Source organism: Streptomyces sp. NBC_01288 (assembly GCF_035982055.1).
Classification (GTDB): Bacteria; Actinomycetota; Actinomycetes; order Streptomycetales; family Streptomycetaceae; genus Streptomyces.
The window spans coordinates 10,216,470-10,235,656 of sequence record NZ_CP108427.1; the positions used below are offsets into that span (position 1 = coordinate 10,216,470).

Annotated in this window: 18 protein-coding genes and 1 pseudogene; 7 read left to right on the top strand and 12 right to left on the bottom strand. The window is 69.6% G+C overall.

Annotated features, from left to right (window positions below; all coding sequences use genetic code 11):
- Positions 1-4: 4 nt before the first annotated feature.
- The 7 genes from OG194_RS46015 to OG194_RS46045 all read right to left on the bottom strand — a co-directional run bounded on the left by OG194_RS46015 (position 5) and on the right by OG194_RS46045 (position 6,523).
- Positions 5-805 (bottom strand): inositol monophosphatase family protein, encoded by an 801-nt coding sequence (locus OG194_RS46015; RefSeq protein WP_327406690.1) that lies wholly within the window; start codon positions 803-805, stop codon positions 5-7.
- Complete coding sequence (locus OG194_RS46020; RefSeq protein ID WP_327406691.1) at positions 789-1,475, bottom strand: glycerophosphodiester phosphodiesterase; 687 nt, start codon at positions 1,473-1,475, stop codon at positions 789-791. The genes OG194_RS46015 and OG194_RS46020 overlap by 17 nt, the downstream gene beginning before the upstream one ends.
- Positions 1,472-2,563, bottom strand: a complete 1,092-nt coding sequence (locus tag OG194_RS46025) for an ABC transporter ATP-binding protein (protein WP_327406692.1) — start codon at positions 2,561-2,563, stop codon at positions 1,472-1,474. The genes OG194_RS46020 and OG194_RS46025 overlap by 4 nt, the downstream gene beginning before the upstream one ends.
- Positions 2,560-3,375 carry an ABC transporter permease gene (locus OG194_RS46030; RefSeq protein ID WP_327406693.1) on the bottom strand — a complete coding sequence of 272 codons (816 nt, stop codon included), beginning with the start codon at positions 3,373-3,375 and terminating at the stop codon, positions 2,560-2,562. Before OG194_RS46030 ends, OG194_RS46025 begins: the two co-directional genes overlap by 4 nt.
- 11 nt (positions 3,376-3,386) lie before the next feature.
- Entirely contained in the window at positions 3,387-4,256 is an 870-nt protein-coding gene (locus OG194_RS46035; RefSeq protein ID WP_327406694.1) for an ABC transporter permease, read from the bottom strand.
- Between the two features lie 122 nt (positions 4,257-4,378).
- Positions 4,379-5,599, bottom strand: a complete 1,221-nt coding sequence (locus OG194_RS46040; protein WP_327406695.1) for an extracellular solute-binding protein — start codon at positions 5,597-5,599, stop codon at positions 4,379-4,381.
- A gap of 213 nt (positions 5,600-5,812) precedes the next feature.
- Positions 5,813-6,523: a TetR/AcrR family transcriptional regulator gene (locus tag OG194_RS46045; RefSeq protein WP_327406696.1), complete on the bottom strand. Its 711-nt coding sequence runs from the start codon at positions 6,521-6,523 to the stop codon at positions 5,813-5,815.
- A gap of 103 nt (positions 6,524-6,626) precedes the next feature.
- Here OG194_RS46045 and OG194_RS46050 point away from each other — a divergent pair, with 103 nt between their 5' ends.
- Entirely contained in the window at positions 6,627-7,760 is a 1,134-nt protein-coding gene (locus tag OG194_RS46050) for an FAD-dependent oxidoreductase (RefSeq protein WP_327406697.1), read from the top strand.
- On the opposite strand, the gene OG194_RS46055 is transcribed toward OG194_RS46050, so the two are convergent.
- From OG194_RS46055 to OG194_RS46070, 4 genes are all read right to left on the bottom strand, one after another.
- The gene (locus OG194_RS46055; protein WP_327406698.1) at positions 7,729-8,724 is read right to left on the bottom strand and encodes an alpha/beta hydrolase; all 996 of its coding nucleotides are present in this window, start codon (positions 8,722-8,724) and stop codon (positions 7,729-7,731) included. The genes OG194_RS46050 and OG194_RS46055 overlap by 32 nt on opposite strands.
- A 130-nt stretch (positions 8,725-8,854) precedes the next feature.
- The gene (locus OG194_RS46060) at positions 8,855-9,778 is read right to left on the bottom strand and encodes a zinc-binding dehydrogenase (protein WP_327406699.1); all 924 of its coding nucleotides are present in this window, start codon (positions 9,776-9,778) and stop codon (positions 8,855-8,857) included.
- A gap of 130 nt (positions 9,779-9,908) precedes the next feature.
- Complete coding sequence (locus tag OG194_RS46065) at positions 9,909-10,319, bottom strand: winged helix-turn-helix transcriptional regulator (RefSeq protein ID WP_327406700.1); 411 nt, start codon at positions 10,317-10,319, stop codon at positions 9,909-9,911.
- Positions 10,320-10,533: 214 nt separating this feature from the next.
- Entirely contained in the window at positions 10,534-11,052 is a 519-nt protein-coding gene (locus tag OG194_RS46070; protein WP_327406701.1) for a hypothetical protein, read from the bottom strand.
- Between the two features lie 365 nt (positions 11,053-11,417).
- On the opposite strand from OG194_RS46070, the gene OG194_RS46075 reads away from it, so the two are divergent.
- The 3 genes from OG194_RS46075 to OG194_RS46085 all read left to right on the top strand — a co-directional run bounded on the left by OG194_RS46075 (position 11,418) and on the right by OG194_RS46085 (position 13,943).
- Positions 11,418-12,140 carry a metal-dependent hydrolase gene (locus tag OG194_RS46075; protein ID WP_327406702.1) on the top strand — a complete coding sequence of 241 codons (723 nt, stop codon included), beginning with the start codon at positions 11,418-11,420 and terminating at the stop codon, positions 12,138-12,140.
- A gap of 29 nt (positions 12,141-12,169) precedes the next feature.
- Entirely contained in the window at positions 12,170-12,715 is a 546-nt protein-coding gene (locus OG194_RS46080) for a helix-turn-helix domain-containing protein (RefSeq protein ID WP_317770824.1), read from the top strand.
- Between the two features lie 163 nt (positions 12,716-12,878).
- Positions 12,879-13,943 (top strand): threonine aldolase family protein, encoded by a 1,065-nt coding sequence (locus tag OG194_RS46085; RefSeq protein WP_327406703.1) that lies wholly within the window; start codon positions 12,879-12,881, stop codon positions 13,941-13,943.
- Positions 13,944-14,023: 80 nt separating this feature from the next.
- Here the strand turns inward: OG194_RS46085 and OG194_RS46090 are convergent, their stop codons facing one another.
- On the bottom strand, positions 14,024-15,424 hold the full coding sequence (locus OG194_RS46090) for a glutamate decarboxylase (protein WP_327406704.1): 1,401 nt from the start codon (positions 15,422-15,424) through the stop codon (positions 14,024-14,026).
- A 956-nt stretch (positions 15,425-16,380) separates the two neighbouring features.
- Here OG194_RS46090 and OG194_RS46095 point away from each other — a divergent pair.
- From OG194_RS46095 to OG194_RS46105, 3 genes and pseudogenes are all read left to right on the top strand, one after another.
- On the top strand, positions 16,381-17,964 hold the full coding sequence (locus tag OG194_RS46095) for a peptidoglycan-binding protein (RefSeq protein ID WP_327406705.1): 1,584 nt from the start codon (positions 16,381-16,383) through the stop codon (positions 17,962-17,964).
- A 194-nt stretch (positions 17,965-18,158) separates the two neighbouring features.
- Positions 18,159-18,323: pseudogene (locus tag OG194_RS46100) on the top strand (hypothetical protein); the annotation flags it as partial.
- A 194-nt stretch (positions 18,324-18,517) separates the two neighbouring features.
- Positions 18,518-18,796 carry a hypothetical protein gene (locus OG194_RS46105; RefSeq protein ID WP_327406706.1) on the top strand — a complete coding sequence of 93 codons (279 nt, stop codon included), beginning with the start codon at positions 18,518-18,520 and terminating at the stop codon, positions 18,794-18,796.
- Positions 18,797-19,187: the final 391 nt, after the last annotated feature.

Consider the following 19,187-nt stretch of genomic DNA (forward strand, 5'->3'; position numbering starts at 1 on the left):
TGCGCTAGGCGGCCCCGACCGTCGAACGCCACAACTCCCCGGCCTCCGCCGCCGCTTCCGGCGCCACGAGCAGCAACGGTTCACCGTACGAGGGGAGTTGCGGCACGGCGACCGCGCCCGCCTCGGTCGCGATGAGGAGAGCGGGCAGGCCGTCCACCGGGTGGAACTCGCCGATCGCGGCGGCCGTCGCCCGGCCCGCCGCGACCTGGACCAACGACAGCGCGGTCGAGCCCATGACGCGGGCCGTGCAGTGCCGGTCGGCCAGTTGCGCGAGCAGTGCGTCGAGGCCGGGCCAGTGCGCGTGGGCCGCCCACTCCGTGAGGAACACATGGCCCGTGAGCGTGGTGTGGTCCGCCGCGTGGATCGAAGTCCCGTTCAGGTGCGCGCCCTTGCCCCGCACCGCCGTGAAGACCTCACCCCGCCACGGGTCCGCCACCAGACCCAGCAGCGGACCGCCGTCCGGCTCCGCCAGGCCCAGGGAGAAGGAGCACCAGCCAAGCCCGTGGGCGTAGTTGGTCGTTCCGTCCACCGGGTCGATCACCCAGTGCGGCGCGTCGGCTGATGTCCCCTCCTCGGCGCCGTACTCCTCGCCGTCGATGCCCCAGTCGGGGAACTCCCGCCGCAGCACCGTCCGCACATGCCGCTCCACCGCCTCGTCCGTGTCCGTGACGATGTCGGCCGGGCTCGCCTTCTCCCGGACCGGACCCGCACCTCCTCGGTTCCCGCCTCGGATCGCCTCCGTCACCCACTCGGCCAACTCCACGGCCACCCGCAGAGCACCGTCCAGGTCATGTCCGTTCGGCACGTTCGGCACAGCTCTTCACCACCCCGTTCAGGTCGTTGCCAATGATCGCGTCCACACCCCAGTCGAGCAGTTCGCCGCGCCGGTCCGCGTCGTCCACCGTCCAGCAACTCACCAGCACATCCCGCGCATGCCAGTACGCCACCGCCTCCTCGCTCAGGAACCGGTGCTCGGGATTGAAATACTGCGGGCGTACGGTCCCCAACACGCCCTCGGACGGCGGCAGTTCGCCGTACCAACTGAGGAACAGCGTGATCCGCTCGTCGCGCGCCCGCACCGCCGCCATCGCCTCCGCGGCGCCACAGAACATGGCCACCGCCCCCAGCCGACCGAGCTCCGCGTGCGCCGCGGTCGCGACCACCGGGTCCCCGGTGTCCAGGAGCAACGGGACCCCGTCAGCGGCGTCCAGGGCCTCCCGCAGGGTCGGGACGGTCGGCACGATGTCCCTCAACTCGGCCAGCGTCAGGGCCGCGACCGACTCCGGACGCCCCCACAGACGCCGCAGGTCGTCGTCATGATGCAGTACGACGACCCCGTCCGCCGTGCATCGCAGATCCACCTCGATCGCGTCGGCCCCCGCACCCGCCGCCCGCCGCACGGCCTCCAGCGTGTTCTCCACCGCGGCCCACGGATCACCCCGGTGCGCCACGGCCAACGGCCGCCGCGTGCTCACGCCGCCTCCGCCGCTTCTGTCTCTACGGCGGGGGAGACCGCGTACGACAGGGCCTGTCCGACCCTCACCCGTACGACCTCGCCGCGCGCGGGTGCCGTAGCGCCGGAGACGTACGACCGCAGACGCGGGCCGCCCTCCAACTCCACGACCACCTCGGTGAAGTGGCCGCGAGGGAGCACCTTCTCGACGCGGGCGGCGGCTCCTTCGGATGTGCCGTCCAGGCGTACTTCCTCCGGGCGGATGCCGACCGTCAGTCCCGACCCCGCCGGGCCGGTCAACTCCGCGCACGGCAGGGTGACTTGGCCGAGCCGTACTGTGCCCGGTGCGGCGACGGCGTCGTCCAGGCGGTTGAGGCTGCCGACGAACTCGGCGGTGAACAGCGTGGCCGGGGTGCGGTACAGCTCGTCCGGGGACGCGTACTGCTCGATGCGGCCGGCGTTCATGACCGCGATGCGATCGGCGATGCTGAGCGCCTCGTCCTGGTCGTGGGTGACGAACAGGGTGGTGATGCCGAGGCGTTGCTGGATGTCCCTGATCTCCTCGCGGACCCGCTCGCGCAGTTTGGCGTCCAGGTTGGACAACGGCTCGTCCAGGAGGAGGAGTTGGGGGCGCAGGGCCAACGCCCTTGCCAGCGCCGTGCGTTGCTGTTCGCCGCCCGAGATGTGCGCCGGGCGGCTGTCGGCGTGGTGGGCGAGGCCGACCAGTTCCAGCGCCTCGGTGACCCGGCGGTCGGCCTCCGCGCGCGGCACCCTGTGCATCTTCAGGCCGAAGCCGATGTTCTGACGTACCGTCATGTGCGGCCACAGGGCGTAGTTCTGGAACACCATCGCGGTGGGGCGGCGCTCGGGCGGTACGGCGGCGTAGTCCGTGCCGCCGATCTCGACCCGGCCCCAGTCCGGGGTCAGGAACCCGGCCGCCATCCGCAGGGTCGTGGTCTTGCCGCAGCCCGACGGGCCCAACAGGCAGACCATCTCGCCGGGTTCGACATGCAGATCCAGGCCGGAGACGACCGTCCTGCCGCCGAGGGTCTTGGTGAGGCCGGACAGTACGAGTCCGGCGGTGGCCGTGTGAACAGGGGTGCTGGTCACCGCAGTTGGAACCCTTCCGCGAGATGGCCGCCCATGATGTGCCGCCGTACGCCGAGCATCAGCAGGACGGACGGCACGGACAGCAGGAGGGAGAAGACCGCGGCGACGCCCTCGGGGTAGTTGGTGACCATGCTGTACATCGCGGTGGGCATGGTGGTGTACGTGGGCGCGCCGACCAGCAGGGTGCCCTGGGCCTCGTCGAACGCGGCCAGGAACGACATGATCAGTGCCACGAGGATGCCGGGGCGGGCGAGCGGCAGGGTGACCCGCCAGAAGACGGTCAGCGGACCCGCGCCCGCGTCCCGGGCGGCTTCCTCCAGACTGCGCGGCACCGCGGCGAACGCAGCAGCCGGCAGCCAGGTCATGAAGACGACCGTGCCCAGCAACTGCACGACGACCACGCCCCAGAACGTCGTCATCAGGTTCAACGTGTAGAAGAGGGACGCCATCGCCGCGTACAGGCCGATCTTCGGGAACGCGTTGACGGAGAACAGCGCCACCAGGAAGAACCGGCGCCCGGGGAAGTCGCGGCGGGCGAACGCGTACGCGGCGGGCAGGCAGATCACCGCCGAGAGGAGTGTCACCACCGGCGCGAACACGAAGCTCCAGCGCACCGCCGCCACCAGGTCCGGGTTGTCCGCGACCGCCGTCCACCAGCGCAGGGTCCAGCCCTGCGGAAGCAGGTCGGGGTAGCGCCAGGTGTCCGCGAAGGCGTGGGGGAGCAGCCACAGCAACGGGCCCAGGATGAACAGGGCGAGCAGCGCGGCCAGTACGGCACCGCCCGCGCGACGGACCACGGCCGCGGCGGTCATGCGTTGCCCTCTCACCGCGTCACCGACGCGGCGCGCCGGGTCTCGCGGACGTTGGAGCGGACGTACGCCACACCCACCACCGAGGCGAGCGCGAAGACGACGACTGCCGTCACCAGCGACTGCTGCGGTTGGTTGAACGACTGGAAGGCGTTGGCGAGTTGGACCCCGAGCATGGTCGGCGCGGTCGGCCCGACGAGGTAGGGCACGGTGAAGCTGCCGAGCACCGCGATGGTGGTGAACGTGGCCGTGATGACCGCGGGCACGCTCGTCATCGGCAGCAGGACACGCAGCACGACCTGCGCGGGGCGGGCCCCGGCGTCACGGGCGGCCTCGATCAGCGCGTCCGGTACGGCGGCCAGACCCGAGGTCAACACCAGCACGGCGAAAGGGAGGTTGGTCCACACCTGGCCGACGATCACGCCCCATGTCGTGTAGCTCAGCCGGGGTGCGGAGGACCAGCCCAGCGCGTGCGCCATGGTGGTGAGGGCGCCGTCGCCGGCGTAGAAGGTGAGGATCGCGTACGAGCCGATGACCGCGGGCAGGAAGAGCGGAGTGACCGCAAGTGCGGTGACCAGGCGGGCAGTTCGGCCGCCGGACATGCGGGCGTACAGCGCGACGGCGAGCCCGAGCGCGAAGACGGCCACCACGCTCGCCAGCGTCACCTCGACGGTGACGGTCAGGCTGCGCAGGAAGGTGTCGCTGGTCAGGACCTCGCGGTAGGCGGCCAGGGTGCCCCACCAGTGGTCGGCGGGGTGCTGGTGCAGGCCGATGGAGGCGATGACGGAGTTGAGGCCGCCGAAGTGGCCGAGGGTGTACAGGACTCCGGAGACCACCGGGATGCCGACGAAGAGGGCGACGACCAGGAGGGGCGGCAGCACCATGAGTGTGCCGACGGCTCCGGCCCTGGTCGGGGAACGACGGCGGCGCGCACCGGAATTGGCGCCGGCCGCCGCCCCCGCCGTAGTACCCGTGGTACTTGCGGCACCCGTTGTGCTGGTCCGGCTCACTGACCGGGCACCTTCTGCTGCCACAGGTTGTTCATGTCGCTGCTGGTCTGGCCGGAGTAACCGGCACGCAGGTTGCCGACGTCGACGCCGTTGAACCGGGCGGCCGTCGCCGCGGGCAGCTCGCTCGCCGGGATCACCGGGTAGGCGCCCAACTGCTTGACGATCGCGTCTTGTTGCTCGGCCTGGAGGAAGAAGTCGGCCAGCTTCAGGGCCGCGGTCTGCTTCTTGCTCGACTTGAGGATGCCGAGGTAGGAGGCGCCGCCGGTGAACGTCGGGTCCGATATCTGGGTGAACTTGATGCCGGAGTTCAGGGTGTGGTTCTGGATGCCCGACAGGTACTGGTCCGACCAGACCGGGGCCAGCTCGATCTGCCCCTTGGCGAGCAGGTCGAGCACGGCCTGATTGCCGTTCGGGTAGACGCCCTTGCCGTAGACGTCCTTGTTCAGGGCCTTCAACTCCTTGAACCCCGGGTCCCACTTGGATTCGAGAGAGGCGTCGTAGCCGTCCTGGAAGGTCTTCAGCGTCGTCGCGTCGAGGTGCCGGTCGAGCGTCGTCTCGACGAAAGAGCCCCCGGAACCGCCACTGGCCGGGCTGTTGTACGCGAACTTGCCCGGGTTGGCCTTGATCCAGGAGATCAGGCCGTCGTACGTCTTCGGCGGCGTCTTCACCTTCGTCGCGTCGTACGCCAGCACGACCGATGAACCGCGGTACGGCACGGCCGAGTTGGCCACCGGACCGAGCAGGGCGGAGTCGACGTCCTTGAGTCCCGGCACGTTCTTCGCCGACACCTTGGTGAGCAGACCGGCGGTGGCCGCGTTGAGGGTGACGGACGACTCCATGAGGTCGTAGCCGGGGTCGCGGCCGGTCTTCGCGGCGGCCTGGAGCTTGGCGAGCGTGGTGGCGTCGGCGGTGCCGTGCGCGGAGAAGACGACCTTGACCTGGTAACCGGGATTGGCCTTCTCGAAGGCCGGGACAACGATGTCCTCCCACAACTTCTGGATGTTCGTGTCACCGCTGACGTAGGCGGTGAGGTGATGGGCGGCGGCTCCGCCGACGGAGGTGGACGAGGAGGACGACGAGGAGCAGGCGGAAGCGGCCATGGTGAGGGCGGCGGCGCACAGCAGCGCGGCGGCACTCCGCGCGGGCCGGGTCGACCGGGGGAGTCGAGTGGGCCGAGGCGAGGCGGCGAGGGAACGGTCAAGGGTCCGGATGGGCATGGTGGTTGCTCCGGGCATTCTGGTTCGGGGGCGGAACGCTCTGTTCCGGCGCACGATAGGCAGGGGTGCCGGTGAGGTTCGGGAACAACCGGATGAACGTGGACTTTTTTCAGGGCGACACTTCGGCGGGCGGCGCCCAGAGGGCCCTCGGCCATGCGACGAGCGACGTGACGACCCTGCCCTGGGCGGTGATGGCCGAGGCTGTCGGCAGACCTAACCGTTCATCGGGTGGAGAGTGGTGACGCCTGCGAGGACGAGGTCGATCCCGGCGAGGAACTGCTCGCGGTCGTCGTGCCCGCGCACCTGGTCCGCGACGGCCCGGGTGAACGGGTAGTCGTCGGGGTCGAGTTCCTCCCAGGCCGTCGACACGGCGTCCAGGAACTGGGCGCGGTCCACGTCGGGCCCGAGAGTGCCGGCGCTCACGGTGTTCGCGGCGTTCTGGCCGGCGGCGCCGAGGATGTAGTGCATCAACGCCGAGGTCGCGGTGAACCAGCCTGCCTCGGGCACACCCAGCGCGCGGACCTGCCGGCCGATGCTCTCGAAGAGCCGCGGCGCCACCGGCCCCCAGGGGCTGTGGGAGATCTGCGTCGCGAGCTGCGTGGCGAGCCACGGGTGTTCCTCGATCGCGTCGAACAGGCCGAGCGCGACGGCGCGGATCCCGTCCTGTGGCGTGTCCGGAGAATCGGCGGGCTCAATGGCCAAGGCCGCGGCGACGACGGCGTCGGTGGCGGCGCCGAGCAGTTCACCCTTGTTCGCCACGTGCCAGTAGATCGCCCCGGGCCCGGTGGCCAGGCGCTCGGTCAGCGTCCGGAACGTCAGCCCGTCCTCGCCGACCGCGTCGAGCAGCTCGACGGCGGCCTCGACGATGCGCTCGCGGGAGAGCGCCTCCGTACGCCGCTGTGACCGGCCCGTCCGTGTTGCCATGCGGCCATCTTGACATGACTGGAGCACCGTTCCAACAATGGAACGGCATTCCAGAGAGGTCGTTCGGAGCTCACCCGGCGACCCGGATCCCGAAGGAGTCACCATGAACACGCACATCACGATCATCGGCGCCGGACTCGGCGGCCTCACCCTCGCCCGCGTCCTGCACGTGCACGGCATCCCGGCCACCGTCTACGAGGCGGAGCCCGCCCCGACCGCACGTGCCCAGGGCGGGATGCTCGACATCCACGAGGACAACGGCCAGCCGGCCCTCGACGCGGCAGGCCTGACCGAGGAGTTCCGCGGCCTCGTCCTGGAGGGCCGCGAGGCGACACGCGTCCTCGCCCCGGACGGGACCGTCCTCTTCGACGACGACAGCACGCGAGGACGCCCCGAGGTACTGCGCGGCGAACTGCGCCGCATCCTTCTCGACTCGCTCCCGGCCGGCACCGTCCGGTGGGGCCACAAGGTCAGCGGCGTCCGCGCTCTCGGCGAGGGCCGCCACGAGGTGACCTTCGCCGACGGCACCGCCGTCACCACAAGCCTCCTGGTCGGCGCGGACGGCGCATGGTCACGGGTCCGCCCGCTGCTGTCCGGCGCGACACCCGAATACACCGGCAAGTCGTACATCGAGACCTACCTGTACGACGCCGACGACCGCCACCCCGCGGTCGCGAAAGCGGTCGGCGGCGGCTCCTTGTTCGCACTCGCCCCGGGCAAGGGCATCCAGGCACACCGCGAGAGCGGCGGCACCCTCCACACCTACGTGGCGCTGTCCAGGCCGCAGAGTTGGTTCGCCGACATCGACTTCACGGACTCCGCCACGGCGGCCCGGCGGATCGCGCGGGAATTCGACGGCTGGGCTCCCGAACTCACCGCCCTGATCACCGACAGCGACACCCCGCTGGTCCTACGACCCCTCCACGCTCTCCCCGTCGCGCACCGCTGGGACCGCGTGCCCGGCATAACCCTGCTCGGCGACGCCGCCCACCTCTCGGCCCCGAACGGCGAGGGCGCCAACCTCGCCATGTACGACGGCGCGGAACTCGGCAAGGCTCTCGCCGCCCGCCCTGAGAACCCCGAGGCCGCCCTCACCGCATACGAGCAGCCCCTCTTCCCTCGTAGCGCCGCGGCCGCAACGGATGGCGCCGACCTGAACGAGGTGCTCTTCGGCGACAACGCTCCGCAGAGCCTGCTCGACATGTTCAGCGGAGGTGGCGGTTCAGAAATTCGGTGATGACGCCCATGACGGTCGCGGACGACCAGGCAAGGGCGGCATCCGAATCCGCGAGGACTCCGAAATCGCCGTGATTTGCCCCGGCCACGACATAGCGGGTGCTGTCCACGCCGGCGCTGAGAAGGGCCTTGTGCACGTGCTGCGTCTGGGAGGAGGAGACGAGCATGTCGTCGCTGCCGTGGAGGAGCAGGAAGGGCGGCGCCGAAGCCGTCACGTAGGTCGCGGGGTCCGCGGCGCTCACTGCCTCGGGAATCTCCGAGAACAGTGCGCCTGCCTTGCCGACGTAGGCCGAGAAATGCGTGGCCGTGCGCTGGTAGTGAAGTCGCGCCTCCTCGTCGAAGTCGTCGGCGATCGCCGAGAGCAGGGAGGTGCCGAAGGCGTCAACCACCGCCTGCACGGCACCTGTTGAGGCGGGCCCCGTGTCTCCGGAGAACTCGGGCAGGTCATTCGTGACACCCGTCAGCGCCGCCACATGACCACCGGCCGACTCTCCCCAGAGGGCAACCGCACGCGGGTCGATACCGAAGTCATCCGCATGCTGCCGCAGACAGGCGAGGGCGGCCCGCACATCGTGGACGGAATCCAGGTACGTGCCACCGTCGGGTGCGACGCGGTATTCGACACTGGCGACGACAAAACCCGATTCGGCGACGTGTCGACGAACGTCGAACGCCATCGCCTTGTTGCAGCGAAGGAACGCACCACCGGGAAGGAAGACGACCAGCGGAAGCCGGTCTCCCGACGCGGGCCGCAGAATGTCGGCCTTCAGCTCGCGCGACTCTCCGTTCGGTAGATCCACGGTGCTGAACGCGACGTCAGGGTGGCTTTCGATCTCGACCGCGCCAAGGGTCATCTGCGGATCCGGGCTGACATGCAGCAAGGTGCTGTCGGCGAGGTCGGGTGGCGCGATGGTGCCGGCCATGGGCACGGGGAGCTTGGGGGCGGACGGGATCTCAGGAGTCATGTAGCGAGTTTGTCACCGTCGTAAAAAAGCGTCAATGGACATGGAGAGACTTCCTCCACTTCCGCGGAGGAAGCCGTCCCCGTGTCGAACGTGATCGGCTGATCGCTGGTGTGTAGGGCGGTCTCGGGTTCTACGGCACCAGTACGATCCGGCCGCGCCGGCCGCCCCGGGCGAGCTGGGCGTGGGCCTCGGCGGCCTGGGACAGGGGGTAGGTCTGCGCCACGCGTGGTGTCAGGACGCCTACCTCGGCGAGGGCGGACAGGTGGGCGAGACGCGTGGGTTCGGGGCCGGCGCTGGTGTTGCGTACGACCACGCCCCGCTCCGGCGTCGGCAGCGCGTCCATCCGCACGCTCACGAAGACGCCGCCGTCGCGGACGGCCGCCAGCGCGGGTGCGCCCAGGGCCGCCGCGTCGAGCACGCCGTCCACGCCTTCCGGCACGAACCGGCGTACCGCGTCGCTCAGTTGCTCGTCGCGCGACACGAACCAGGTGGCACCACGCTCGCGGAGGAACTCGTCGTCCTCCGGCCGCCCCTGCGCGACGATCCGCACACCCCGCGTCCGTGCCAACTCGACGGCGTAGCCACCCACGGCCCCGGCGGCGCCCGTGATGAGCAGGGTGTCGCGAGGGCGCAGCGGGAGGTGGTCCAGGGCCATCGAGGCGGTCATCGCGTTGAGGGGGATCGTCGCCGCGAGTGTCAGGTCCATGCCCTCAGGGGCGGGGGCGATGGAGTTGAGGTCGGTCACCAGGTACTCGGCCTGGGCCTTGGTGGGGCGCTGTACGGGGGCGTGGAACACGATGACCGGCGTTCCGATCTTGAGGAGAACGCCCGTACCGACCGCGTCGATCGTCCCGGCGGCGTCCAGACCGAGGCCGGTGTATTCGACCTCGTCCAGCGGCCCGAAGAACCCGCCCCACACGGCGGCGTCGGCGGGATTCAGCGCGGCGGCCGCGACCTTGACGCGGATCTCGAAGGGGCCAGGTTCCGGGAGGGGAACCTCCAGGACCTCGACGGCCTCGGGTCCACCGGTCTTCTTGACGACTGCAGCGCGCATGATGTCCGCCATTCCGTTTGCGTATCCGAACACCACAAACGCTAGGCAGGTTACGATCGATTAGTAAGTAGGCACTTTAAAGTGCGTTACCGCCTGCGGGGTGGGCGAGGCTGGTGTCTGTCGCCTGTCGTCACTGGTCGGTCTGCCGGGTGTCGTAGCGCCCTCGCGCCTCGTCGACCTCGTCCGTTTTCTCGGCCGCCCAGTCGCGCACCTGGGACAGCAGGCCGTACAGACCTTGCCCGAGCGGGGTCAACTCGTAGTCGACGCGGACCGGCACGGTCGGGGTGACCGTCCGGTCCACCATGCCGTCGCGTTCGAGCATGCGCAGCGTCTGGGTGAGCATCTTCTGGCTCACGCCCGGGATCTCGCGGCTGATGTGGCTGTAGCGCATTGGCTCGCCGTACGACCCGAGGGTGCACATCGTCAGGCTGACCCACCGGTTGCTGATCGTCGAGAGCAGGGCCACCGCGGGGCAGTCGTGCATGTACGCCTCGTATGTGCCGGGCTCGATCTGACGCGCCTGCTTCGACTTGGTGGCCATCTGGTTTCTCCCGTCAGGACTGCAACGCACTCAGGACTGCCTACGTACCAATCGATCGTAACCCGCCTAACGGTCGCGCCATTTGCGCGATTCGAGTCGTTCGTCTTCGCAAATAAGGCATGCCCTTCGCCCCGTCGGTCGAGCGACCGGCAGGGCGAAGGGCGGCGGGGCGAGGGAGCGGGCTTGAGGGCGACGGCGAGGAGCCGGTCGGATGTCAGGCGCAGAGGACGCGCGTCTCCGGTGTGTAGACCGGGCCGCCGCTGACGTTCGTCGAGTCGCTGAACTCTGAGTAGTAGTACGAGTAGAAGCCGATGTCACCGTTGCAGCCCGAGTCGGCGGCGACCTGGAGGGTCAGCGTCACGGTCCGGCTCTGCCCGGGCGGGATGGTGGCGCCGTAGTCCGGGCCTATGTCGGTGGGCCCGACGCCGGTGCAGGGGGTGCTGCCGGTGTCCGTGGTCAGCGCGCAGTCGGTGAAGCTGTACTTGAGGTCGGGCCGCTGGGTCGTCAGCCAGGTGGGCTCGATCGTCTGGTAGACGAACAGGACGTCGTAGGTCTTGTTGTTGGTCAGCGTCATCGAGAGTTTCACCGCGCCGCCGGGCGTCGTGGTGGCGGTGTCGGTGGCAAAGGTCAGGTCGGCGTCCGCCGCGCTCGCGCTCGGGGCCAGGCCGAAGACGGCGAGGACGAAACCGAGGACGGTGGCGAGACCGAGGCGTCTCGTACGGGGTGATCGCATGGGCCGGGAGGGTAGGCGCGCCGCGCGCGGGCCGTCAGCCCCGCGGGGAGGGCCCGGGTCCCGGGTCGGCTGAATGCGTTTCTCGTGTGACGGCGGTGCGGCGAGTGTGTGAAGTGGCGGCTTGGGCCGTGTACGTGCACTGCATGGGGTGGGCGTTTGGGGCTCGCGGGGGCGTTGGTGCGCCCGCCTGATGTGAGGCGTCGGGTGCCGACATTGGCGTGATTCCTGATGCGTCGGATGCCGGAGTGGTTCCCGTGGCCCGGGTGTTCTCGGGCATTCGTCGATTTCTGGCCTCACAGACGGATGTGTTGATTAAAACGAACGCTGTGTTCACTACTCCTCTCGTGGTTCGGTATAGTGAACGCATGGTTCATTTGATCGTGGCTTCTCGGGTCGGCACACAGATCGGCGCCTACCTCGACGACACGTACCTGGAGCAGGTCGATACGCGGGTGATCGCGGTCGGCGAGACGGGCGGGGCGCCCTGGGCGGCCGTGGAGCACTGTCTGTTTCATCCGCAGGGTGGGGGACAGCCTGCCGACCGCGGGTGGTTGGGGGATGCGGAGGTAGTTCCCGTTCGGGAGCGGGAGTCGGGGCTGGTTGTGGCTACGGCGGCCAAGGGCGGCGGTCTGCCGGACCTCGCGGTGGGGGAGTGGGTGCGCGCCCGGATCGATCCGCAGGCCCGGATGCTGCATGCCGCGCTGCACACGGCCGGGCATCTCGTCGAGGCGGTCGGGCGGACGCAGGGGTGGGAGATGGTCGGGAGTATTCACTTTCCCGGTCAGGCTCGGATCGAGTTCCGGGCGCCGCACGCGGACGCGCGGCTGGCCGACCCGGACGGGCGGGAGGAAGTGACCGCCGAGCTGCGCGCCGCCGTGGCGGCCGCGGTCGCCGACGATCTGCCGGTCTTCGCGCGGTACCTCCCCGACGGGCGGCGCGTGGTGCATCTCGACGCGCTGCACTCCGCGCCCTGTGGCGGCACGCATGTGCGCAGCCTCGGCGACCTCGCCGACGTGGTGCTGCCGACCCTGAAGGTCAAGAAGGGCCGTATCCGCGTGTCCTACACCGCGACCCACCGGAGCCGATGATGACACCCCCGCCGTCCGGCCGTCGACCGGTGAGCAGTACCGCGGCCGCGGTCGGCGCGAAGATCCGGCTGCGCCGTCAGCAGCGCGGGATGAGCGCCGCGGAGATGGCTCGGCGCGCCGGGCTGAGCAAGGCCACCCTGTCGCAGTTGGAGGCCGGGAACGGCAATCCCACGATCGACACCCTGGACGCGATCGCGATCGCCCTGCGCATCCCGATCGCCGACCTGCTGGCGCGCGACGCCGACACCGGGCCGGTCTTCCGGCCGGGCACGGACATCGAACCCGGGGAAGTATCAAGGGAGTTGCTACGTCGGATCAGCAGCGGCAACAGCCTGGAGATCTGGAGGCTGCGCATCCCGCCGGAGACGGAGCTGGCCGGCGTACCGCACGCCACCGGCACCATCGAGCACCTGCTCATCGCCACCGGGCACGTCACCGCCGGCCCCGTCGACGCGCCGGAGGACCTGGGCCCGGGCGACATGCTCGCGTTCGCCGGAGACGCCCCGCACTTCTACCGGACCGGCGCCGAGGAGGTCGACATCACCGTCGTCTTCGCCTCTCCCATCAGCACCTGAGGCGCCGTCAACTACCAGGACGTCAGCAGTACTTGGGGCAACGCCAACAACCGATACCTCAGCAGTACTTGGGGCAACGCCAACAACCGATACCTCAGCAGTACTTGGGACACCGTCAACTACCAGGACTTCAGTAGAACTTGAGACCGAGGAACCCCCGCTCATGAGCACCTCCACCATCGCCACCACTCCCTCCAGTCGCGCCTTCATCAGCGACAACATGGCCGGGGCGTCCCCGGAGATAGCCCGTGCCGTCGCCGACGCGGCCGCCGGGCAGGTTCTGCCGTACGGCAACGACCCCTTCACCGACAGCGCCCGCCGCAGGCTCGGCGAGATCTTCGAGCGGGACGTCGATGTCTTCCCGGTCTCCACCGGGTCCGCGGCCAACGGCCTGAGCCTGGCCGCCCTCACCCCGCCCTGGGGGAGTGTGCTCTCCCACCCGGACAGCCACATCAACACCGACGAATGCGGCGCGCCGGAGTTCTTCACCAACGGGGCCAAGCTCGTCGGTGTCCCGGGCGCCGACAGCAAGATCGACCCCGAGGCGCTGCGGACGGCGGTGCGTCGCCGGGCCGGTGACGTGCACAGTGTGCAGCCGTCCGCGGTGAGCATCAGCCAGGCCACCGAGAGCGGCAGCGTCTACACCCTGGCGGAGATCCGCGAACTGTCCGGCATCGCCAAGGACGCGGGCCTGCGCGTCCACATGGACGGGGCGCGCTTCGCCAACGCCCTGGTCCAACTCGGCGCCACCCCGGCCGAGATGACATGGAAGGCGGGCGTCGACGTGCTGTCCTTCGGCGCCACCAAGAACGGTGCGATGACCGCCGACGCCATCGTCTCCTTCGACCCCGCGCTCGCCGGTGAACTCGCCTTCCGCGCCAAGCGCGCCGGGCAACTCGCCTCCAAGATGCGCTTCAACACGGCCCAGATCGACGCGTACCTCACCGACGATCTCTGGCTGCGCAACGCCCGGCAGGCCAACGCGATGGCAGCCCGACTCGGCGACGGCCTCAAGTCCATCGCCGGGGCAGGTCTGTTGGCCACTCCGCAGGCCAACATCCTCTTCTGCCGCCTGCCTCAGCAGGTCACCGAAGGACTCCTCGCCGAGGGCTACGCCTTCTACCACGACCGGTGGGAGCCGGGCATCGTCCGCTTCGTCACCGCCTTCTCGCACAGTGCCGACGACATCGACCAACTGCTGGACGCGGTCCGCCGCCACACCCGCTGACGGGTGTCGCCGCGGACCGCGGACCGGATGGTGCTCAACTCGGCGCTGGGGGACGTTAGTTGATGGGAGGGGGCGTGTCGTCAGGCGGTGACGAGTGGCTGGTGCGGCGGCGCGAGCGTCGGGCGGGTCTCGTGGAGGTTCCTGGTGACCTCGGTCAGGTCGGCGATGAACATCCCGGCGAGTTCGGCGGTGAACCCGGTGCGCACCACGAGACGTAGGACGGAGACGTCCTGGCAGGGCGCGGGGAAGCTGTAGGCGGGCAGGTGCCAGCCTCGGGCCCGCATCGCGTGGGAGACGTCGAACACCGTGAAGCCCCGCGTGCCGGGCGTCAACCGGAAGGCGAACGCCGGGAGTTCGGAGCCATCGGTGATCAACTCGTAGGGTGCGATGGTCTCGATGCGCGCGGCGAGTGCGCGGGCCGTGGAGCGGCTCTGCGCCGCCAGACTGCGCAGCCCTTCGACGCCGTAGCGGAGGAAGCTGTAGTACTGCGCGACGACATGCGCGCCCGGGCGGGAGAAGTTGAGGGTGAAGCTGGGGGAGCTGCCGCCGAGGTAGTCGACCTCGAACACCAGGTCGTCGGGGAGGGCTTCGGCGTTGCGCCACAACGCCCAGCCCAGGCCGGGGAAGACGTGGCCGTACTTGTGCCCCGAGGTGTTGATGGAGGCGACGCGTTCGAGCTGGAAGTCCCACATGAGGCCCGGGTCGAGGAACGGGGCGACCATCGCGCCGGACGCGCCGTCGACATGCACGGGGATGTCGGTGCCGGTGGCGGCCTGGTAGCCGTCCAGGGCCATGCAGATGTCCGCGACGGGCTCGTAGGAACCGTCGAAGGTGGACCCGAGGATGGTCACGACGCCGATGGTGTTGTCGTCGCAGTAGGCGGTGAGGGTGTCGGCCGTGAGGTGGTAGCGGCCCGGCTCCATCGGGACGTAACGCGGCTCCACCTCGAAGTAGTTGGCGAACTTCTTCCAGCACACCTGGACGTTCGCGCCCATCACGATGTTCGGGCGTGAGGTGTCCTTGCCCTGGGCGCGGCGGCGTTCCTGCCAGCGGCGCTTGAGCGCGAGCCCGCCGAGCATGGCCGCCTCACTGGAGCCGGTGGTCGAGCAGCCGCGGACCTGCTCCGCGTGCGGCGCGTGCCAGAGCCGGGCGAGCATCCGTACGCAGCGCTCTTCCATCGCCGTGATCTGCGGGTACTCGGCGCGGTCGGCGAGGTTCTTCTCGGCGGTCTCCGCCATCAACTCCCTTGCCTGCGGCTCCATCCAGGTCGTCACGAAGGTGGCGAGGTTGAGACGCGCGTTGCCGTCGAGCATCAGTTCGTCGCGTACCCGGCGGCAGACCAGGTCGGGCTCCGACGCGAACTCGGGCAGCTCGTCGACGGGCTGGAGGAGGTCGACGGCCGGCGGGAGACCGCCGCCGCGGGAAACGGTCAGGGTGTCGAACTCGGCTTCGGGCATGACGTCGGTATGCGGGATGGGCATGAGTGTCTGAATGCCTTTCTGGTCCGTGCGGCCCCGTGCACTCCGACGCTAGATCGCCGAGCGGTGCGGCGTATGTGCCGATTACACCGATCCAGTGATCGATTTGCGGACTGATGAACTGGATTTTCCCTTGTACATACTGGGCATTACTTTTTGCAGGGCTGGACTTGCCTGGCGGTGGGGCTCTGACCAGGTTCTTCTGCGTGGTTGGGGTTGATCCGTGGGTCTGGGGGCTCCCCCCTTCTTCTGGTGCACGACTGTTCAGGCCGGACCGTGGGATGGCTGGTCTGAACCCGTTGCGCAAGGGGGCCATTGAGTAAATCCCCCTGAAGAGCGGCCGGTTCAACCGGACGGGTGCTGGATGGTCCCGTCCCGTCTGTGATCGGCGGCAGGCCCTTCGCGGCGGCGGCCACGAGCGGCGCCTGTGGCAGCGCAGCTCCAGCCCGCTCTCGCCGTACGGCAGGTCGCGGGGGCCGGGTCAGCGCCGAGCCCTTCGCTCCGGTGGCGAACACCCCGCAGACCGGGCACGCCCGGGCTCTCTCATCGGCCGTGGCCGGGTGCCCCCCGGTGTGTCCCGTCCGCCGGCCGCTCGCCCTGGACGACGGACACCCCGTTGCTTCCACAGCGCCAGCGCCAGCGCCAGCGCCCCCGCGGCCGAGGCCTGCGCCGGCACCCACGCGGCTGCCCTGTCCGGTGGCCGCGTCGAAGCTGTCCCGCCCGGTCGTCACGCTGCTGCGGATCCCCGCAGGTCAGTGCCGGTGCCGTCCCGCAATCGCGCCAGATCCCGACGCGCCGTGGACACCGGCCGGACCGGGGCCCAAAGATCACCTACAGCGCTGCTTCCGCCTGGCACCGCCCAAGCGCTGGACAGCTGGCTCCGACAGGCTCGAACGCCGTGTCGCCCAGCGGCTCCCGCGTGGCTCACCGCAACCAGACGTCAAGGATTGGAACATGTCATGAGCCTGTTCGGCCACAGCCATCAATTGTCTCGACGCAGGCTGCTGACCCTCGCCGGCGGCGCCGTGGTGGCCACCGCGACCGGCATCGGCTTCGCCCAGTCGGCGTCCGCGGCGTCGACGGCGACCGGGTATGGGATCGACTACTCCGACGCGTCGCTCACCGCCGGTTCGGTCGCCGCGGCGGGCTACGGCTTCGTGTGCCGTTACCTCAGCTGGCTGCCGAACTCGAAGGTCCTCACCCTGTCCGAGGCTCAGGCCCTGACCGCCGCGGATCTGGGCATCGTCTCCAACTGGGAGTCCGACGGGCTTCAGGACTGGCAGAGCGGCGTCCCCTCAGACCCCTACTCCCAGGGGGCCGGCCATGCCACAGAGGCGCAGCGGCAAGCGCTGGCCAACGGGATGCCGTCGTCGCGGCCGATCTACTTCAGCGTCGACTTCGACCTTCAGCCCTCGATGTACTCCGCGCTCAACTCCTACTTCGACGGCGTCGCCTCGGTGATCGGCCGGTCCCGGACCGGTGCGTACGGCGGCTACCACGTGATCGGGGAGCTCTTCGACAACGGGAAAATAGCCTGGGGCTGGCAGACGTACGCGTGGTCCGGCGGGAACTGGGACAGCCGCGCGCAGTTGCGACAGGTCCAGAACGACATCACGGTCTCCGGGCACGACGCGGACCTCGACCAGGCGATGGCCGCCGACTTCGGGCAGTGGGGCGGCACGGGCGGCGGCGGTGGAGGAGTCATCCTGCCGTCCTGGCCGAACATCACCGACGGCATGACCGGGCCCAGCGTGCAGGCGGCGCAGTATCTCCTGCGCTACCACGGTGCCTCGATCACCGCGGATGGCCAGTTCGGGTCGGGCACGCTCGCCGCGACGAAGAGTTTCCAGTCCGCGCATGGCCTCGGGGTGGATGGTCAGATCGGCCCGCAGACGTGGTCGGCGCTGATCGTCCAGGTTCAGGACGGCTCCAGCGGCGACGCCGTCCGGGCCGCCCAGGTGGAGCTGAACCGGTTCGGTTACGGCCTCACCGTCGACGGCAACTTCGGCTCGGGCACTGTCAGCGCCGCCCGGGCTTTCCAGTCCGCGCACAGCCTGGGTGCGGACGGCCAGGTTGGACCGCAGACCTGGCAGATGCTCGTGGGCACCGGGAACGGCGCCTCGGGCGGTAGCACGGTCGCACCGCCCTGGCCGAACGTCATCGACGGCGACACCGGGAACAACGTGCTGGCCGCGCAGTACCTGCTGCGCTACCACGGTGCCTCGATCACCGCGGATGGCCAGTTCGGGTCGGCCACCCTTGCCGCGGCCAAGAGCTTCCAGTCCGCGCACGGCCTCGGGGTGGACGGTCAGATTGGCCCGCAGACGTGGTCGGCGCTGATCGTCCAGGTCCAGGACGGCTCCAGCGGCGACGCCGTGCGCGCCGCCCAGGTGGAGCTGAACAAGTTCGGCTACGGCCTTGCTGTCGACGGCAGTTTCGGCGCCGGCACTGTCAGCGCCGCCCGGGCTTTCCAGTCCGCGCACGGGCTGGGCGTGGACGGCCAGGTGGGACCGCAGACCTGGCAGATGCTCGTCGGCAGCTGACCGCCGAGCATCTCCGGTGGTGGGTGTGTGGGGCGGAGGGACCACGACGGTTCGTTCGTCCTCCACACTCGCTTGCCGCAGCGGGAGGCGGGTCCCCTTTCCGGGGTCTGCGAGGTGAGCGGTGCGCTGGTTCGGCTTGCTGACGCGACGTCACGCCCCGTGTCGGATCGGGCGGCTTGGCGATACTTCTTGGTATGGCGGCAGGATGGCGTCTTCAGTCAACTCGTCGACATCTTGCGTCAGTTGGTGAGTCAGTCCGAAGCCAGGGACGCAGAGCTGAGTGCCTGTGTGCTCGACGCCCAAACCGCACCGGCATCCCCTGGCGCTACCTGCCGCACGACTTCTCTCCCTGGGCCACGACCTACGGGCACTTCGCCAAGTGGCAGTACGACGGCTTGTTCGGGCAGTTCGCCGGCCTGCGTACTGGACTCCCGGACCATCAAAACCACCGCCGACGTACCTGCACCTCGCGGATCAGGGCGCGGGCACCGGGAAGCAGATCATCGGCCGCAAGCGACACTTCGGCTGCGACACTCTCGGCCTGCTGCCGGCCGTGCTGGATACCTCGGTCGGCGTGTCCCTGCTCTCCCGCATCGCCGCCGCCCACCCGTACATCACGAAGGCATGGGTGGACGCGGGCTGCCGCACCACCGCCATCGACCATGGACCCAGCCTCGGTATCGATGTCCACCCCGCCCAACGCCCGCCCATTGCCTGCGGGTTCACGATCGTTCCGAGACGGTGGACCATCGAACACGGCATCGGCCGGCTCATGCACCACCGACGTCTCGCCCGCGACTACGAACGCCACCGGACCGCTCCGGAGCCATGATCCACCTCACGATGACCGACCTGATGGCCTGCGGACTCACCGGCGAAGCCACCCTGAACCGGCGCGGAACCCGACCCGGGACCACACACCAAATCACCGGACCGAACGCTCGGTGAGTCCTCGCGCGGGAGCACTCACGCCATCGCTGCCGGATCGCTGCGAGCACCAGGCGAGGGCGATCGATACCTCGCCGAGACACCCTCAGGCTGGCCGAGATCCTCGATACCGCACGAGCCGCACGTCGCTGAATTCAGCAGCAGGAACCCGACCCGGGACCACACACCAATCACCGGACCAGACGCTCAGTCGGAGTCGCCGTCCGGCGATCACCAGCAAGGTGTCCGCGGTGCGCGCACCCGGGGCTGTCGACGCCAACACGTCAACGCTGATC

What these genes read in the sequence shown, in the direction of transcription:
- OG194_RS46030 (WP_327406693.1), bottom strand. Translation starts at nt 3,375, where the DNA reads ATGACCGCCGCGGCCGTGGTCCGTCGCGCGGGCGGTGCCGTACTGGCC.
- OG194_RS46035 (WP_327406694.1), bottom strand. Translation starts at nt 4,256, where the DNA reads ATGGTGCTGCCGCCCCTCCTGGTCGTCGCCCTCTTCGTCGGCATCCCG.
- OG194_RS46040 (WP_327406695.1), bottom strand. Translation starts at nt 5,599, where the DNA reads ATGCCCATCCGGACCCTTGACCGTTCCCTCGCCGCCTCGCCTCGGCCC.
- OG194_RS46045 (WP_327406696.1), bottom strand. Translation starts at nt 6,523, where the DNA reads ATGGCAACACGGACGGGCCGGTCACAGCGGCGTACGGAGGCGCTCTCC.
- OG194_RS46050 (WP_327406697.1), top strand. Translation starts at nt 6,627, where the DNA reads ATGAACACGCACATCACGATCATCGGCGCCGGACTCGGCGGCCTCACC.
- OG194_RS46055 (WP_327406698.1), bottom strand. Translation starts at nt 8,724, where the DNA reads ATGACTCCTGAGATCCCGTCCGCCCCCAAGCTCCCCGTGCCCATGGCC.
- OG194_RS46060 (WP_327406699.1), bottom strand. Translation starts at nt 9,778, where the DNA reads ATGCGCGCTGCAGTCGTCAAGAAGACCGGTGGACCCGAGGCCGTCGAG.
- OG194_RS46065 (WP_327406700.1), bottom strand. Translation starts at nt 10,319, where the DNA reads ATGGCCACCAAGTCGAAGCAGGCGCGTCAGATCGAGCCCGGCACATAC.
- OG194_RS46070 (WP_327406701.1), bottom strand. Translation starts at nt 11,052, where the DNA reads ATGCGATCACCCCGTACGAGACGCCTCGGTCTCGCCACCGTCCTCGGT.
- OG194_RS46075 (WP_327406702.1), top strand. Translation starts at nt 11,418, where the DNA reads ATGGTTCATTTGATCGTGGCTTCTCGGGTCGGCACACAGATCGGCGCC.
- OG194_RS46085 (WP_327406703.1), top strand. Translation starts at nt 12,879, where the DNA reads ATGAGCACCTCCACCATCGCCACCACTCCCTCCAGTCGCGCCTTCATC.
- OG194_RS46090 (WP_327406704.1), bottom strand. Translation starts at nt 15,424, where the DNA reads ATGCCCATCCCGCATACCGACGTCATGCCCGAAGCCGAGTTCGACACC.
- OG194_RS46095 (WP_327406705.1), top strand. Translation starts at nt 16,381, where the DNA reads ATGAGCCTGTTCGGCCACAGCCATCAATTGTCTCGACGCAGGCTGCTG.